The sequence below is a fragment of the Flavobacterium lacus genome, assembly GCF_003268815.1.
GTDB classification, from domain to species: domain Bacteria; phylum Bacteroidota; class Bacteroidia; order Flavobacteriales; family Flavobacteriaceae; genus Flavobacterium; species Flavobacterium lacus.
Genome location: NZ_QLSV01000008.1, coordinates 103,802 through 119,818 on the forward strand (window position 1 = coordinate 103,802; position 16,017 = coordinate 119,818).

A 16,017-nucleotide genomic window follows, 5' to 3' on the forward strand; every position below is an offset into this window, starting at 1 on the left:
ACTATGACTGGTTTATTAATTGTTATCGGAATTATCGTTTTACTTGCTTTTATGTCCATTGGAATCTATAATGGACTGGTGAGTAACCGCAACAATCGTGAAAATGCATTTGCCGACATTGACGTTCAACTTAAGCAACGCCATGACCTTATTCCGCAGCTGATTGGTTCAGTAAAAGGTTATATGGAACATGAACGTGGAACGCTGGAAGCCATCACCAATGCTCGATCCCGAGCCATGAACGCCACAGGCATCAACGACAAAATCGCTGCTGAACAAGAGTTAAGTGGAGCATTACGCGGACTAAACATTCAAGTGGAAGCCTACCCGGATTTGAAAGCTAACCAAAACTTCTTGCAGTTGCAAAACGAAATCTCAGATATCGAAAACAAATTGGCCGCAGCCAGAAGATATTTCAACTCGGCCACTCGCGAATTAAACAATGCGGTACAAAAATTCCCCAATAATATCTTGGCAGGAATGTTTGGTTTTAAAACTGAGCCGATGTTTGACTTAGGTGTAAACGAGAGAGCCAATTTAGACAAAGCACCAGAAGTTAAATTTTAACCGGTGAAATACATAGGTATACAGGAACAAATCCGGAGAAACAACCGTAAATCGGTGTTGTTACTCATTGCATTTCCGACCGTTTTACTACTGTCGGTCTATGCGGTAGTGTTGCTGATGCAATACCAACCCGATTACGGTTATGACCTCGATTATATCAACCAAAGCTTCCTAAGTATTGCCCCTATTGTCATGGTAGTGGTTGGTATTTGGTTTACCATAGCCTATTTTGGACACACCAAAATGATTTCCATGGCAACCGGAGCAAAACCGTTGGAGCGAAAAAGCAATATGAAGATTTACAACTTAGTCGAAAACCTCTGCATCAGCCAAGGAATGCGAATGCCAAAAGTAGAAATCATCGAAAGCACTGCACTAAACGCTTATGCCAGTGGGATTGACGAGAAGACCTATACCGTAACCCTCACCCGAGGAATCATCGAGGCGTTAGAAGAAGATGAACTAGAAGGCGTTATTGCCCACGAACTCATGCATATCCAAAACCGCGATGTGAGACTGCTCGTTGTTTCTATCATTTTTGTGGGAATATTTACTTTTATAATGGAAATCTCCTTCCGAAGTATGCTTTACGGGGGTGGCAGAAGAAATAACAAAGACTCCGGCAAATTTATGCTCGTAATTTTGGTAGTATCCGTTGTTGCCTATCTGCTCACCATGTTGTTCCGTTTTTCACTCAGCCGAAGTAGAGAATACATGGCCGATAGCGGTGCTGCAGCCATGACCCGAAAACCTTGGGCATTGGCTTCTGCTTTGAAAAAAATAGCTGGACATCACCACATTAAAGACATCAAAAGCGAAGAAATTAAACAAATGTTCATCGAAAACACAACTGATAAAAAAAATGCCAATATCTTTAGTAGTTTGAGCGGACTTTTTACCACCCATCCTCCTATTGCAAAACGCATTGCCTTTTTGGAAAAAGTATAACATCAAAACAATAAATAAACAAAACCTTAAAAATAAATAAAATGAAAAAATGGTTATTACCTATCGGGATTATAGTAGGACTAATTTTAGTTATCGGATTTTATGTAGTAGGCATTCAAAACACCGCCATTACTAAAAGTCAAGCTGTAAACAAATCTTGGGGAGATGTGCAAACGTCTTACCAACGAAGAAATGATTTAATTGGAAATTTAGTAGAAACAGTTAAAGGTGCCGCAGAATTTGAAAAAAGCACTTTTGAAGCTGTTACCGCAGCCCGTGCAAAAGCGACACAAACTACAATTGACCCCGCAAATGTTACACCGGAACAATTGGCTCAATTTAATCAAGCTCAAAGTGGGGTTTCTTCTGCTTTATCAAGACTTTTGGTAACCGTTGAGGCTTATCCTGAATTGAAAGCCAATCAAAATTTCTTGAAATTACAAGACGAATTGGCTAGTACCGAAAACACTATTCAAACGGCTAGAGTTCGTTTTAACGAATCGGTTGAGGGCTACAACAACCATGTTTTGAAATTTCCAAATAGAATGTTCTTAGGTGAATACAAAGAAAAACCATTTTTTGATGCTGAACCGGGTTCTGAAAAAGCTCCTGAGGTAAAATTCTAAACGATGTCTATAACAGAAGATTTTCTTACCGCAGCTGAAGAACAAGAAATTGTTCAGGCAATTACTATGGCAGAAAAAAATACGTCCGGAGAAATTCGAGTTCACATTGAAAATCATTCAGACACTCCTCCTATCGCAAGAGCTCGGGAGGTGTTTGATTCCCTAAAAATGTATAAAACCGAAGCCAGAAACGGAGTGCTATTTTATGTTGGCGTAGCCGATCATTCTTTTGCCATTATCGGCGATAGTGGTATTGATGATGTGGTGGAAAGTGATTTTTGGGAATGTACCAAAGACATCGTGATTGAAAACTTTAAAAACAAGAAATTTAAAGAAGGTTTAGTGGAAGGAATCAGCAGAGCCGGTGAACGTTTAAAAGTGTTTTTCCCTTATGATTCAAAAGACGCAAATGAACTCTCTAATGAAATATCCAAAGGATAAATGAAATTTACGATACAAATATATTCCCTTTTTTTGTTGCTAATTTTACCCATTCAGGTAAGTTTTGCTCAATTCAAAATCCCAGCTGTTCCTAGTTTTCAAACAAGTGTATATGATTATGCAAAGGTGTTATCGGATGTTGAAAAAACAGCCCTAGAAGAAAAACTCATCCGTTATTCTGATAGTACAACAACGCAAATTGTTGTGATTACAATAGAAGACTTAAAAGGAGAAAATATAGGATTATTGGCACCAAGATGGGGTCAAGAATGGGGAATTGGAGGAAGCAAAGAACAAGATAACGGCGTAGTAATTCTACTTTCAAAAAACGACCGCAGAATTCACATTTCACCGGGTTATGGTGTTGAAGACAGACTTACTGCGGGAATCACGGGCGAATTAGTACGAAATGTAATTCTACCCGAATTTAAAGCCGGAAGTTATTACCAAGGTTTAGACAAAGGTGCCGACGCAATTTTTGATATTCTAAAAGGAAAATACAAAGGCAGTCCGAAAAGTTCAAAAAGCGGAATTCCTGTCATTTTTGTATTGCTTTTTATCGTAATTCTATTCATTATTATCTCAAGAGGTTCCAATAACCGAAATGGTGGTTCGGGTCGTTTTTCGGGGCCTAACTTAGCCGATATTATCATTCTGAGCAGCTTGGGTCGCGGTGGATTTGGCGGTGGAGGCTCTTCTTCCGGAGGTGGTTTCGGCGGCGGCGGTTTCGGTGGCGGATTTGGCGGTGGCGGATTCAGTGGCGGTGGAGCCGGTGGAAGTTGGTAAAACCAAAATATAAAAAAATGCCCCAAATAGTGTCTAACTTTTTGGGGCTTTTTCATTAAGTGTTTTTACTTTAATCCAAGAAAAACATACCGCCTTCTTTGTCTTTTTTTCCTCCAAATTTATCTAATTTATAGGTGAGTGAAAACATCACATATTGTTGTAAAACAATATTTTCAGAATCGGTTATTGCCGTTGGTGTGATGGTTCTTCGAACACCAACATTTTGGTTTAACACATCATATACTTTTACTTTTGCCAACAATCTGTCTTTGTAAAAATTATATCCTAAACTCGTATTCCACAAATAAAAATCTTTTTGAAAACCATCGGCTATATTGGAATTATAAGTGTAGCCAAAATCATTTCCAAAAACTACTTTTTTAGGCCAGTAGCTGGTAAATTCTAATTTAAATTTATGTACAAAATTGTTGGCGTTTTCAATGACATAATTTTTAAAATCAGTTGAATTGAAAGTATAACTATAGGAAGGTGCAATAGTAATTAACTCTTCAATACTCCAATTCAAATTTAACCGGGGTTCCAATCGCCACCCTTTAGCTTCATACAATTCGGCATTTGTCAAACCTTGATTGATGTTGTAACCGGAATCCAATCCGGTGCTAATGCGAAGATTTCTCTTTTCTTTTTTAAATGATTTACTCCACGAAAAGCCCATGTAACTATTTAATCCTTTATCCACATTTTCATACGTGGTTTGAGCTCTAAAACTTTCATCAAAAACAGTGGAAGAAACAATTTGATCTTTACTCATCGTCATTCCGCCATAGAAGAAAAATCCGCTTCGTGATTGCCAATCATAATTGTTGAAATTAGTATAGAGCGAATGTTGCTGCGTTGGATTCAAATCGCCATTTCCTACAAGCGTATTCAATGGATTGGAAAGATTTTCTACCGGTAAAAATTGATTTGCTTGTGGCAATTCCATCCTAAAATTATAATTGGCATAAATCGATTTAGTTTTGCTAATCGTATAGCTCAAATTTGCTGAAGCCTTCGGAAAAACATAGTTTTTATTAAGTTGTGTAGTCACTGCTAAATAATCGGATTGATTTTTAAATGTCACAAATTCGGGTCCACCACCAAAACCTCCTCTAAATTTCTTTTTAGTCCAACTCAATCTGGCAGAAGGATAAATTTTTAATACATTCGAATGAATTTCATTTGATAATGGAGCGTTAAATTCATTGTAGCTACCCGAAATGTCATCAAAATCAAAGGTTGCATCGGAATCTTTAGACGCATAGTAGGTAAACTGAGAACCTATACTCACTTTTAATGAATCGGTTATTGGCTCGGCAAATCGAATATCAGTTTCCACTTTATTAAAATCTCTTTCTCGGAATACATTCTGATTACGAATATCGTCCGGTTCGCCTGTTAAATAATAAAAGGTGGAAGAATTCAAATTGGAAAAGGTGGAAGATTTTTTATGTTCATTATTCAATGATAACGAAAGTCCTCTTTCTTTCTTTTTAAATGATTTGTAATAGTAAATGCTGTTTTCAAAGGAAGTATCATCCACATCTGAAAAAGAATTAGAAGCACTTTCATTGGAAAGCACATTTGACTGATTTCTAGTTTCTTGATTACTGATAAAACGGTCTTTATTTAATGATTTTACAAACTTTGGCTCCAAATAAATGGTGGCGGTGGAATCCAATTTTATTTCGAAATTAAAAGTAAGATTGTGGGAATTTCCAATTCGATTGGAAGTAGAATTTGATTCCGTAAATGTGGTTTCGTTCGGTAGTAAATTGGTGCGGGAAGAACGACTCACATTATCCGTTTCTGCATTGGTGAAAAAATAATTATTGTTTACATCTACTTTTTTAAACCACTTATCAGCATAATTCACACCTACTAAATTGGAAGTAGTTAACCCGTTACTACCCCCAAAATTCATTCCGTTAATACCAAAAGAACCGTCATCGCTGGAATAAACCGACATATTTCTTCCGCCGCCCATGTTATCAAAAATTTCATTCATGGAAAATCCAACGGAATTGATATTATTAGCCGAAGCCAAAACACTTATCTTCTGTTCACCCTTAAACCAATTGAGCAGCAAACTGGATTCATAGCGTTCATCTGAACCATAACCGCCCATGATTTTGCCAAAAAAACCTTTGTTTTTATCTTCTTGAATAGTAAGATTTATGGTCTTCTCCTCCCCGGAAGCCGTTTCGCCTGACAATTCCTCTGCTTTGGTTTTAGTATCAACCACTTGAATCTTTTCGATGATTTCGGCAGGCAGATTTTGTGTGGCTATTTTTCCGTCTTTTCCAAAAAAGGGTTTTCCGTTGACAAGGATTTGATTAACTTCTTTTCCGTTGACGGTGATTTTTCCTTCGGGAGAAATTTCTACGCCGGGTAGTTGTTTAAGTAATTTTTCAACGTTTGAATCAGCTCCTACTTTAAACGAAGCGGCATCAAACTCTAAAGTATCGTTTTTAATTCTAATTGGGGGAGCTTCGCCCTTGACTACAACTTCATCTAGGTTTGTTCCACCCTCCTTCAAATTGATCAGACCTAATTCTTGATTATCGTTTATTGAACTGATTTCTTTGCTGTAATTTTCATATCCTAAAAATGAAACTTTTAAGATAAGTGGTTGTGCATTTTTTCGTGTTCGTATTTCAAAATTGCCGTTTTTTTCCGAAATTGTATAATCAATTACAGTGGAATCTTTTTTAGAAGTGAGATAAACTGTTGCTGATTCGAGCGGAAGTTTTGATAAATCATCAATGATTTTACCTTTAACAGTGACAAAATTTTGACTGTACAAATTGGAGACCAATAAAAACAAGACGAGAACGAAGAAATTTTTGTGCATAAAAGTGTGGTTATAAGTGTGAGAAAATTCTATAACAGCAAATTAACACTTTTAGTATGCTAAGTTAAATATTTCTTACAAAAAGTTTAACATTTAATTTCGTAGGAAATAGAATTTAATAACAGAAAAGAGAAAAACCATTAAGTAATTAAGGTGAATTAAGCCTATAAAACTTAATGCCCCTTAATTGCTTAATGGTTTAAAATATCAATCTGATTTTTTATTTTTCTCGAATATAAATATCAATTGGCACACCTGAAAAATCCCAATTTTCACGAATTTTATTTTCTAAGAAACGTTTGTATGCTTCTTTAACATACTGCGGTAAATTGGCAAAAAACACAAACTGAGGCGTTGGTGTTGGCAATTGCATACAGTACTTAATCTTAACATATTTACCTTTTAAAGCCGGTGGCGGATAGGTTTCAATTAATTTCAACATATAATCGTTGAATTTGGAAGTAGAAATTCGTTGTTTTCTATTTTCGTACACTTTTACGGTTTCTTCTAATGCTTTTAGCAAACGTTGTTTGGTTATGGCAGAAACGAATAAGATCGTTACATCCGTAAAAGGTTCTAGTTCTTTTTTGATTTTAGCTTCGTAATCACGGGTGGACATCGTGTCTTTTTCGACCAAGTCCCATTTATTCACCAGAATTATAATTCCTTTACGGTTTTTGGCAGCTAACCAAAAGATGCTTTGGTCTTGCCCTTCAAAACCACGCGTGGCGTCAATCATCAAAATACAAACATCGGAATGCTCAATCGCACGAACGGAACGCATGACCGAATAGAATTCTAAATCTTCTTTAACTTTTGCTTTTCTGCGGATTCCGGCTGTATCCACTAAGTTAAATTCGAAACCAAAACGGTCGTATTTTGTATCAATGGAATCGCGGGTGGTTCCGGCCACATCGGTAACGATATAACGGTCAACGCCAATCAAGGCATTGATAAAACTAGATTTTCCTGCATTAGGACGACCTACTACCGCAAAACGAGGTAATTCTATTTCTTCTTGTGTGGGTTCTGGTTTGTTTGGAAAAATATTGATTAATTCATCCAACAACTCCCCTGTTCCGCTACCGGATGTGCTTGAAATGGTGATGAATTCGCCTAAACCGAGGTTATAAAATTCGTATGCATCTTTTTCACGCATCGCATTATCGACTTTGTTGACAACAACAATAACGGGTTTGGTAATTTTACGAAGTAATTTTGCCACTTCATCATCCATTGGTGTGATGCCTTCTTCAACATCTACTACAAACATAATCACATCGGCTTCGTCGATGGCTAATTCTACTTGTTTGCGGATTTCTGCTTCAAAAATATCATCGGAACCTTTGATGTATCCACCGGTATCGATAACCGAAAATTCTTTTCCGTTCCATTCACTCTTTCCATAATTTCGGTCGCGGGTAACGCCACTCACTGAATCTACAATGGCTTCTCTTCGTTTGATTAAACGATTAAAAAGTGTTGATTTTCCGACGTTTGGCCTACCTACAATGGCAACAATAGTACTCATAGTTCTAAATTCTAAATATTTTGCAAAGGTAGTCTTTTTTGTTTGAAGTTTAAACGTTGATTTTTATCACTTTACTTTGTTTGGACCAGGGTTTGCGTTAAGGATGGTAGTGGAACTCTTTTTTTGCCCTAAGCGGTAAGTAGGATGGACAAAAAAAAGTGGGAACGGACAGCCTGACCCGCAGCTTGCGGAGGGGAACGCCCAAAATTAATTTTTGATTGATGATTTTTGATTGGGAGTAAAAAATAAACCGTTTGGTTTTACGTTTAAAAGTAATATTTCGTAAATTAGTATTTAATTTTAGTACCCTTTTTTATGAATTTAGATGACCAATTGCCCTTACGGTATCGATTTGATAAAGTGGTGACAAAATCCTATGATTCGATTTTGGCCAGTTGCGAAAAGTTGAAGGAAACGGTGGAGCCGGATTATAAAATCAAGATTTCGGGTCATCATATTTGGCTGCACGTTGGGTTGTTGCAGCGTGAAAAACATTCGCCTCATTTGCACTTGGAGATTGAAAAAATGGAGGATGGCAACACGTTTGTCCGTGGTTTATTTGGCCCGGATCCAGTTTTATGGACGTTATTTATGTTTCTTCACTTTGTGGTGGGCGGAATTTTTGTGATTTTTACGGTGATTGCTTTTTCAAAATGGTCGCTGGATCAATCCTATAAATTTGATTTGTTGGTGATGTTTGCAATGATAAATGCATGGTTTTTGCTTTACTTTATTGCACGTTTAAACCGAAAAAAAGGATTGAAACAGGCGAGGGAATTGGAGGCGTTGATGGAGAAAATTTTGGAGTGATTTTTTATTTCTCACAGAAAGCACGGAATTTTTGTTTTGCCACTAAGTCACAAAGAAATTTTAACTTTTAAATTTTTGAACACAGATTTTAGAAATTTTAGAAATTTCGCCTCACTTTTTTTAATGGAACACGGATTTGGAGCATTGAATGGATTTAGAGGGATTCGTTTTCAGCACACTTTCTTCTTTAGCAGTTCTCAACCTGAAACCCGTCACTCGCAACTTTCAAACCCGCAATTTCTACTTCTGATTATACCCCAACCTTCGTAACTGAAACGCATTACTCCGCCAATCTTTACTGACTTTCACGAAAAGTTCAATGTGGATTTGCTTGCCAAAGAACTTTTCTAAATCTTCCCGTGCTTGCATACCTACTCGCTTAAGAGCGGCACCTTTGTGACCAATAATGATTCCTTTTTGGGTGTCGCGTTCGACCATAATGATGGAACGAATTCGGATGATGTTGTCGTCTTCGATAAATTCTTCGGTTTCTACCTCAACGGCATACGGAATTTCTTTGTCGTAATTGATTAAGATTTTTTCGCGAATGGTTTCGTTTACAAAAAAACGTTCGGGTTTATCAGTAAGTGTGTCTTTTGGATAGTATGGTGGTGATTCGGGCAACAAAGAGATGATGCGGTCGAATACTTCTTTAACATTGAAATTTTCTAATGCAGAAATGGCAAAAATTTCGGCATTCGGAACTTTTTCTTTCCACAAATCAACTTGTTCTTCCAATTGTTGTTGGTTAGATTTGTCGATTTTGTTTAATAAAAGTAAAACAGGGATTTCACTATGGATAATTCGATTAAAAAAAGCTTCGTCTTTTAATTCTTTTTCACCGATTTCAACCATGTAAATCAAGACATCAGCATCTTCAAAAGCGGATTTCACGAATTGCATCATCGATTCCTGCATTTCATACGCCGGTTTAATGATTCCGGGCGTGTCGGACAAAACCATCTGAAAATCTTCACCATTTACAATGCCCAAAATACGATGTCTGGTCGTTTGTGCTTTAGAAGTGATGATGGAAAGTTTTTCGCCTACAAAGGCATTCATTAAAGTTGATTTTCCTACGTTGGGATTTCCGATGATGTTAACGAATCCTGCTTTGTGTGCCATAATAATAATTTTGGCAAAGGTACTATTTCTTTTTTTTGGATTAAATGTTTATTTTTTATTCCTAAGTTGATGCAATTGTAACTTTAAACCTTGAAATCACAATCTTAACCCAATAAAAACTTTACTGCTTCTAGATGGCTTACCTTTAAGAAAAGTAAAACTTATGTCTGATAAAAACAAAAAACAGTTTGGTGTTTGGATGGACACCCACAATGCAACCATCGTTGGAAGAGAAGATGTAGATAAGGGAGAATTTATCGTTTTGGGTCATATCGCCAATGCCGGAGCTGAGTATAATTCGAGTGAAAAAACAGCCAATAACCACGAAATTGGTTTAATACAAAAGTATTTTAAAGAAATTGCTGCTATTATGCCCAATGTAGATGAAATTCATCTAACGGGAACGGGACAAGTTCAGGAACAATTCATTAAATTTCTTGCTGATACACCGCAATATAAAAATGCTGAATCAACAGAATGTACCTCTAATAAAATGAGTGATGAAAATTTTATTGAGTTTATAGGAAAACGCTTTAACTAAAATTTGATTTTTAGTGTTAAGAACCGCAGAGAAATACTGCGGTTTTTTTTATTCAAAACATAGAACATAAAAAAAATACCGCAGGAAACCCACGGTACTTTCATCTCAAAAATCAATCCATTTCATAGCAAATTAGGATCTGGAACAGATATGTTCTCGCAGGGTCTTTAATTTTTCTCTTTCGCGATGAAGCTCAGTTCGTTGTGTTCTAATCATCATAGTATGACGTTCACCAACTACATTTTTCACATCTTCAATTAACCAATCATCATAATTTCCAATCGTAATGTCTTCTCTAAAGACACACGAATCTAATAGGGCACGATGAAGATTTTCGGAAATCGTTTTTTCTAAATCCATCCATAATTTAAAAAACTCTCCGCTTGTTTTGTTTAATTCGATTGGAATTCCTCCCAAGCGTTTAATTTCATCACACAATTCCGTCACACAACTTTTACTCGTCACAATAAATAATGAAAATTCAACTTTTAACTGTGAATCTTTTGCTTCGCGAATAGCCGTTTCATATCCTTGAATTCGGTCGTTGTTTACTTCAACTAACGAATTTAATATTTCTACTGTTTTGGCTGTAGAATTTTCCATATTTATCTTTTTTACTATTATCATGAGCTACATTGCCCCAAAACGGCCCAAAGAATGACAAAAACTATAATTGTTCCAAAACAACCTCCGCCTAACTTTTTTGCCCCGTATCCGGCCAATAATGCCCTAAAAAAATTATTCATCTTTGTGTGTTTTATCAGTTATTCTTTTGGTAAGGTCCAAATATCCGGTTCTTCCATATCGTTTGCTTTCAAAATCTCTTTGTGACTCAGAGTCGATTTCTTTTTAGATTTATTTTTTAAATCTCGCATAACTGAATCTTTAGTCTCACGACTACCTGTGTTTCTTATTTTCTCACTCATCGTAAATTCATTTAAATTAAACGTCAATAGTTACAATACAAAGATGCAAACACGACCCTACTTTTTTGTTATATAATTTTTTGAAAAGATTATATTAAAACCACTCATGTGAATTACTTTTAAAGCATAAAATAAAAAAGGTGCCTAAAATAGGCACCTTACATTATCTGAATCGGTTTTTTTTATTCTGCAACAACCAATTTGCTTGCACTACGGTATAAAAATTCGTTATAAACATGTCTTCTGGCAAATCGTGCAGGCGACTCAGCATTTACCATTTTAATGTATGTTACTTTTGGAACACCAAAATATTCGAATTTGTTTCCGTCTAAAAAGTGAATGTTTAGCACACCATCTTCATAATAAAATTCTAAAATACCTGAAGTGGTGGTTGTTTTCACATATTCGTCTTTCACCTTTTCTTGTGTTTCCGGTGCAATACTCACCAAAAAATGATAGGCTTCAATAATGGCTTTACTTCTTTCTTCTGCCGCCGTTCGTTCAATAGGATTGGCAATCGTATCCGGATGATCTTCCTTCATACTATTACGATAAACCGTTTTTAATTCTTTTAAGGTTGCCATTTTAGTAACGTCCAGTAACTTTCGGTATTCGGCAATTTTTTTTGAGTTCATAAGTACTATTTATAAACGTGATAGCCACGCTCAAATTTTCGGCAAAAGTAGTCTATTTTTTTAACATTACACAATGTTTTTAAAGCTAAACAAATCAATTCAAAAAATGTTAATTTTTATAAAATAACATTTTAATAATATTTTCATAGGCAGAAACAAATTGGTTTAGATTATATTTGGGGCTAATTTTTTTCCAAATTGAAAACAAAATTCTTAAACCTGTTACTCCTCATTTTTTTTACACAAAACACTTATTCTCAGTGTTTTGAAATAGAAAGTATCCTAGTAGATGCCTGTGGTGCACAAGAGGGATTAAACGAAATGGTACGCTTTAAAATTGGCGGTGCTCCATTAAACACCTCAACGTTAAACGTAAGTTGGCCAAATAACACTTGGCAAGGACTAATTCAAAATGCAACAACAGCATCAAAAGTAGCTACATTAAATTCAGACATTGTGGATGCAGGTGGCTGTGGTATTTTAATTGAACCTAGTGGAGGAATACTTCCTGCCAATGCCTCTGTAATTTTAGTAACCAGCTTTAATTTAGATACGTCACTCAACTCTTTTGGTGCACTTTCTGAAGATACCTATATTATATTTCAAAATAATCCTGCTGTCACTGCTGGTCATTTTGCCAATTTTGGCACGGGACTGCGCACATTAACGATATTTTTGGGTCCATGTGTAGATGTAGTAACCTACGACAGATCGCTTTTGGTTAGCCCAACTGGAGAAACAACGGCGTCGGATGGGTCAACTGTTTTGTTTACACCGGGAGGTATTGCGACGTACGTTAACTACGGATGCTCAGCTCCGGTGCAACCTTTTTTAGTAGAAATTAATAATCCTTCAATAGCTGCTTGTCCGGGCGACACTATTGCTTTAATAGCTACAGCCGAAGGTCAACAATCGGTGGTATGGACTGCTCCAAGCGGTAGTTTTAGCAATTCAGGTGCGTTGACAACCTCCTTTACAATTCCATCAAATGCAACCGGCACAATTCTAGTTACGCTGACGGCAACCAATAGCTGCGGACTTGAAATTTCAGATACGGTTTTAATAACAATTACAAATAACCTTGTGCCGAATTTTGCAACTACGTTGACGTTGTGTAGCGGAACTACTGCTCCGACGTTAAATACCACTTCACCCAATGGCATTGTGGGAACCTGGAGTCCGTCATCCATTAACAACACCACAAGTGGCAATTATGTTTTCACGCCTAATGCAAATCAATGTGCTTCATCAGTAACGTTGGTGGTTACCGTAACAAATAACATTGTGCCCAACTTTGCCACAACATTGACATTATGCAACGGAACTACTGCTCCAGCTCTAAACACCACTTCGCCCAATGGCATCGTGGGAACATGGAGTCCGGCAAGTATTAACAACACCACAAGCGGCAATTATGTTTTTACTCCTAATGCGAACCAATGTGCTTCAACGGTAACGCTGGTGGTAACTGTAACGAATAACATTGTTCCCGACTTTACGACTACATTAACTTTATGCAGCGGAACAACTGCTCCGACTTTAAACACCACTTCTCCCAATGGCATTGTGGGAACGTGGAGTCCGGGAACGATTAGCAATACTACAAGTGGCAATTATATTTTTACTCCTAATGCAAATCAATGTGCTTCACCAATTACGTTGGTCGTAACGGTTACCAGTTCAATTACGCCTGATTTTGCAACAACATTAACGCTGTGTAACGGAACTACTGCTCCGACTTTAAACACCACTTCACCTAATGGGATTAGTGGAACGTGGAGTCCTCCCGCAATAAACAATACAACCAATGGCAATTATATTTTTACTCCTAATGCAAATCAATGTGCTGCACCAATTACGCTAGTTGTAACGGTTACCAGTACAATTACGCCTGATTTTGCAACTACATTAACGCTGTGTAATGGAACTACTGCTCCATCTCTAACCACCACTTCGCCCAATGGGATTATTGGAACGTGGAGTCCGGCAACCATTACCAATAACGCAAGCGGCAATTATGTTTTTACACCTAACACAAATCAATGTGCTTTGCCAATTACGTTGGTCGTAACAGTTACCAATACAATTACACCTGATTTTGCAACTACATTAACGCTGTGTAGCGGAACTACTGCTCCAACTTTAAATACCACTTCGCCCAATGGCATTGTGGGAACATGGAGTCCGGGAACGATTAGCAATACTACAAGTGGCAATTATATTTTTACTCCTAATGTAAACCAATGTGCTTCACCAATAACCTTGGTTGTAACGGTTACCAATACAATTACACCTGATTTTGCAACTACATTAACGCTGTGTAATGGAACTACTGCTCCAACTTTAAACACCACTTCGCCCAATGGAATTGTGGGAACGTGGAGTCCGGCAACTATTAACAATACCACAAGCGGAAATTATATTTTTACACCTAATGCGAACCAATGTGCTCTGTCAGTAACGTTGGTGGTGACAATAACAAATTTTGATTTTACTTTCATCGAAAAATGTGAAGGTAGAATTTTCATCATCGAAAGTATTTTAGAAAATCCATTAGCTGATTCAAACTACGAATGGACCTTAGAGAATAACCCTACGATAATAAGTCAAGAATCATTTCTAAATGTAACAGAATTAATAAATTCAAATAACATCACAAATACATTTCCAAAAACGTTTTCTTTAAAAATATACACCAGCGAAGGATGCGAAGAAACAAGACAAGTAACCGTTTTCAACGCTTTTTGCGGAATTCCAAAAGGAATTTCTCCAAACAATGATGGATTGAATGATTCATTTGATTTAACTGGTTTAGGCGTTGAAAGTATTTCAATTTTCAACCGATATGGAAGACAAATTTATAGCAAAAACAATTATTTAAATGAATGGTATGGTCAATCAGACAATGGTCATGAATTACCTGACGGAACTTACTACTATTTGTTAAATAAATCAGATGGCAAACAAGTAACTGGCTGGGTTTATATCAATCGTCAAGCTAACTAAATTTGAATTATTTACAGTGATACAAATCGATTTGTATCCATATTTTCCTGCCTTTGAAATTCAATTCGCCTTGAATTAATAACATTTAATTAATAAACTGTCACTTAGCAATGAGCAGTTTTGAATTAACTTTGCAATTATTTTTTAATTTGAAAACAATACTTTTAAAACTTTTTCTGTTAATTCTATTTACACAAAACACCTACAGTCAATGTTTTGAAATAGAAAGCATTTTAGTAGATGCCTGTGGTCCGGATGAAGGTTTTAATGAAATGGTTCGTTTTAGAGTCGGTGGAACTCCCATAAACACAGCTACTTTAAACGTTAACTGGCCAAACAACACTTGGCAAGGATTGGTACAAAATGCAACCACAGCAGCCAAAGTAGCAACCCTAAATACTGAGATTATTAATGCAGGAGGATGTGCAGTATTAATTGAACCTACAGCAGGAGTTCTTCCTGCTAATACTACTGTTATATTAGTCACAAGTTTTAATTTTGATACTACTCAAAATTCTTTTGGAGCTCTTACTGAAAATATTTTTATTATTTTTCAAAATAACGCAACCACAACAACAGGTCATTTTGCCAATTTTGGAACTGGACTAAGAACATTATCGATGACTTTTGGTGCTTGTTTTGATTTAGTAACGTATGATAGGAGTCTTTTAGTAAGTCCAACAGGACAAAATATTGCCTCAAACGGATCAGCTGTTTTGTTTACTCCAGCAGGAGTTGCAAGTTATGTCAACTATGGTTGTTCCGCTCCGGTTCCGCCTTTTTTAGTTGATGTTAACAATCCTGACACAACCGTATGCCCGGGAGACAGTATTGCTTTAACAGCTTCAGCTGAAGGTCAACAATTGGTGATATGGACTGCTCCGAGCGGAAGTTTTAGCAATTCAGGTGCGTTGACAACTTCCTTTACAATTCCATCCAATGCAACAGGAACAATTCTAATAACATTAACGGCAACCAATAGTTGCGGACTTGAAATTTCAGATACGGTTTTGGTAACTATTACAAATAATGTTGTGCCGAATTTTACTACTACAGTGACGTTCTGCAGCGGAACTAACGCTCCAACTCTAAACACCACTTCGCCCAATGGGATTATTGGAACGTGGAGTCCGGCAACCATTAACAACAACACAAACGGCAATTACATTTTTACACCTAATGCAAACCAATGTGCTTCGCCAATAACGTTGGTTGTAACGG

At 36.7% G+C, this 16,017-nt stretch carries 13 protein-coding genes and 1 pseudogene; 9 read left to right on the top strand and 5 right to left on the bottom strand.

Annotated features, from left to right (window positions below; translation table 11 throughout):
* The first annotated feature begins 3 nt into the window (after window positions 1-3).
* Genes B0I10_RS09450 through B0I10_RS09470 form a run of 5 tightly spaced genes read left to right on the top strand, consistent with a single transcriptional unit; the run spans window position 4 to window position 3,368 of the window.
* The gene (locus tag B0I10_RS09450) at window positions 4-567 is read left to right on the top strand and encodes a LemA family protein (RefSeq protein ID WP_112086259.1); all 564 of its coding nucleotides are present in this window, start codon (window positions 4-6) and stop codon (window positions 565-567) included.
* Between the two features lie 3 nt (window positions 568-570).
* Complete coding sequence (locus B0I10_RS09455; RefSeq protein WP_112086260.1) at window positions 571-1,515, top strand: M48 family metallopeptidase; 945 nt, start codon at window positions 571-573, stop codon at window positions 1,513-1,515.
* 41 nt (window positions 1,516-1,556) lie between these two features.
* On the top strand, window positions 1,557-2,141 hold the full coding sequence (locus tag B0I10_RS09460) for a LemA family protein (RefSeq protein ID WP_112086261.1): 585 nt from the start codon (window positions 1,557-1,559) through the stop codon (window positions 2,139-2,141).
* 3 nt (window positions 2,142-2,144) lie between these two features.
* The gene (locus B0I10_RS09465) at window positions 2,145-2,582 is read left to right on the top strand and encodes a TPM domain-containing protein (RefSeq protein WP_112086262.1); all 438 of its coding nucleotides are present in this window, start codon (window positions 2,145-2,147) and stop codon (window positions 2,580-2,582) included.
* Window positions 2,583-3,368, top strand: coding sequence for a TPM domain-containing protein (locus B0I10_RS09470; RefSeq protein WP_112086263.1), 786 nt, complete (start codon window positions 2,583-2,585; stop codon window positions 3,366-3,368).
* A 70-nt stretch (window positions 3,369-3,438) separates the two neighbouring features.
* Here the strand turns inward: B0I10_RS09470 and B0I10_RS09475 are convergent, their stop codons facing one another.
* Both B0I10_RS09475 and der read right to left on the bottom strand, forming a co-directional pair.
* On the bottom strand, window positions 3,439-6,222 hold the full coding sequence (locus B0I10_RS09475; protein WP_112086264.1) for a TonB-dependent receptor: 2,784 nt from the start codon (window positions 6,220-6,222) through the stop codon (window positions 3,439-3,441).
* A 220-nt stretch (window positions 6,223-6,442) separates the two neighbouring features.
* Entirely contained in the window at window positions 6,443-7,753 is a 1,311-nt protein-coding gene (gene der / locus B0I10_RS09480; RefSeq protein ID WP_112086265.1) for a ribosome biogenesis GTPase Der, read from the bottom strand.
* A 315-nt stretch (window positions 7,754-8,068) separates the two neighbouring features.
* Here der and B0I10_RS09485 point away from each other — a divergent pair, with 315 nt between their 5' ends.
* Window positions 8,069-8,563, top strand: coding sequence for a hypothetical protein (locus tag B0I10_RS09485; protein ID WP_112086266.1), 495 nt, complete (start codon window positions 8,069-8,071; stop codon window positions 8,561-8,563).
* A 240-nt stretch (window positions 8,564-8,803) separates the two neighbouring features.
* Here the strand turns inward: B0I10_RS09485 and era are convergent, their stop codons facing one another.
* Window positions 8,804-9,688, bottom strand: a complete 885-nt coding sequence (gene era, locus B0I10_RS09490) for a GTPase Era (RefSeq protein WP_112086267.1) — start codon at window positions 9,686-9,688, stop codon at window positions 8,804-8,806.
* A gap of 163 nt (window positions 9,689-9,851) precedes the next feature.
* Here era and B0I10_RS09495 point away from each other — a divergent pair, with 163 nt between their 5' ends.
* Window positions 9,852-10,229: a hypothetical protein gene (locus B0I10_RS09495; protein WP_112086268.1), complete on the top strand. Its 378-nt coding sequence runs from the start codon at window positions 9,852-9,854 to the stop codon at window positions 10,227-10,229.
* A gap of 132 nt (window positions 10,230-10,361) precedes the next feature.
* On the opposite strand, the gene B0I10_RS09500 is transcribed toward B0I10_RS09495, so the two are convergent.
* Window positions 10,362-10,832: a PA2169 family four-helix-bundle protein gene (locus tag B0I10_RS09500; RefSeq protein ID WP_181456933.1), complete on the bottom strand. Its 471-nt coding sequence runs from the start codon at window positions 10,830-10,832 to the stop codon at window positions 10,362-10,364.
* Window positions 10,833-11,337: 505 nt separating this feature from the next.
* Window positions 11,338-11,790, bottom strand: coding sequence for a KTSC domain-containing protein (locus B0I10_RS09510; protein ID WP_112086271.1), 453 nt, complete (start codon window positions 11,788-11,790; stop codon window positions 11,338-11,340).
* Window positions 11,791-11,988: 198 nt separating this feature from the next.
* Between B0I10_RS09510 and B0I10_RS09515 the strand changes: the two genes are divergently transcribed.
* Both B0I10_RS09515 and B0I10_RS15670 read left to right on the top strand, forming a co-directional pair.
* Entirely contained in the window at window positions 11,989-14,796 is a 2,808-nt protein-coding gene (locus tag B0I10_RS09515) for a T9SS type B sorting domain-containing protein (RefSeq protein ID WP_112086272.1), read from the top strand.
* 149 nt (window positions 14,797-14,945) lie between these two features.
* A pseudogene (locus B0I10_RS15670) lies at window positions 14,946-16,017 on the top strand (hypothetical protein); the annotation flags it as partial.

Excerpts from the sequence above, each read along its gene's own strand:
- B0I10_RS09510 (WP_112086271.1), bottom strand. The coding sequence starts at position 11,790 with ATGAACTCAAAAAAAATTGCCGAATACCGAAAGTTACTGGACGTTACT.
- B0I10_RS09465 (WP_112086262.1), top strand. The coding sequence starts at position 2,145 with ATGTCTATAACAGAAGATTTTCTTACCGCAGCTGAAGAACAAGAAATT.
- B0I10_RS09460 (WP_112086261.1), top strand. The coding sequence starts at position 1,557 with ATGAAAAAATGGTTATTACCTATCGGGATTATAGTAGGACTAATTTTA.
- B0I10_RS09470 (WP_112086263.1), top strand. The coding sequence starts at position 2,583 with ATGAAATTTACGATACAAATATATTCCCTTTTTTTGTTGCTAATTTTA.
- B0I10_RS09485 (WP_112086266.1), top strand. The coding sequence starts at position 8,069 with ATGAATTTAGATGACCAATTGCCCTTACGGTATCGATTTGATAAAGTG.
- B0I10_RS09500 (WP_181456933.1), bottom strand. The coding sequence starts at position 10,832 with ATGGAAAATTCTACAGCCAAAACAGTAGAAATATTAAATTCGTTAGTT.
- B0I10_RS09475 (WP_112086264.1), bottom strand. The coding sequence starts at position 6,222 with ATGCACAAAAATTTCTTCGTTCTCGTCTTGTTTTTATTGGTCTCCAAT.
- B0I10_RS09450 (WP_112086259.1), top strand. The coding sequence starts at position 4 with ATGACTGGTTTATTAATTGTTATCGGAATTATCGTTTTACTTGCTTTT.
- era (WP_112086267.1), bottom strand. The coding sequence starts at position 9,688 with ATGGCACACAAAGCAGGATTCGTTAACATCATCGGAAATCCCAACGTA.
- B0I10_RS09495 (WP_112086268.1), top strand. The coding sequence starts at position 9,852 with ATGTCTGATAAAAACAAAAAACAGTTTGGTGTTTGGATGGACACCCAC.
- der (WP_112086265.1), bottom strand. The coding sequence starts at position 7,753 with ATGAGTACTATTGTTGCCATTGTAGGTAGGCCAAACGTCGGAAAATCA.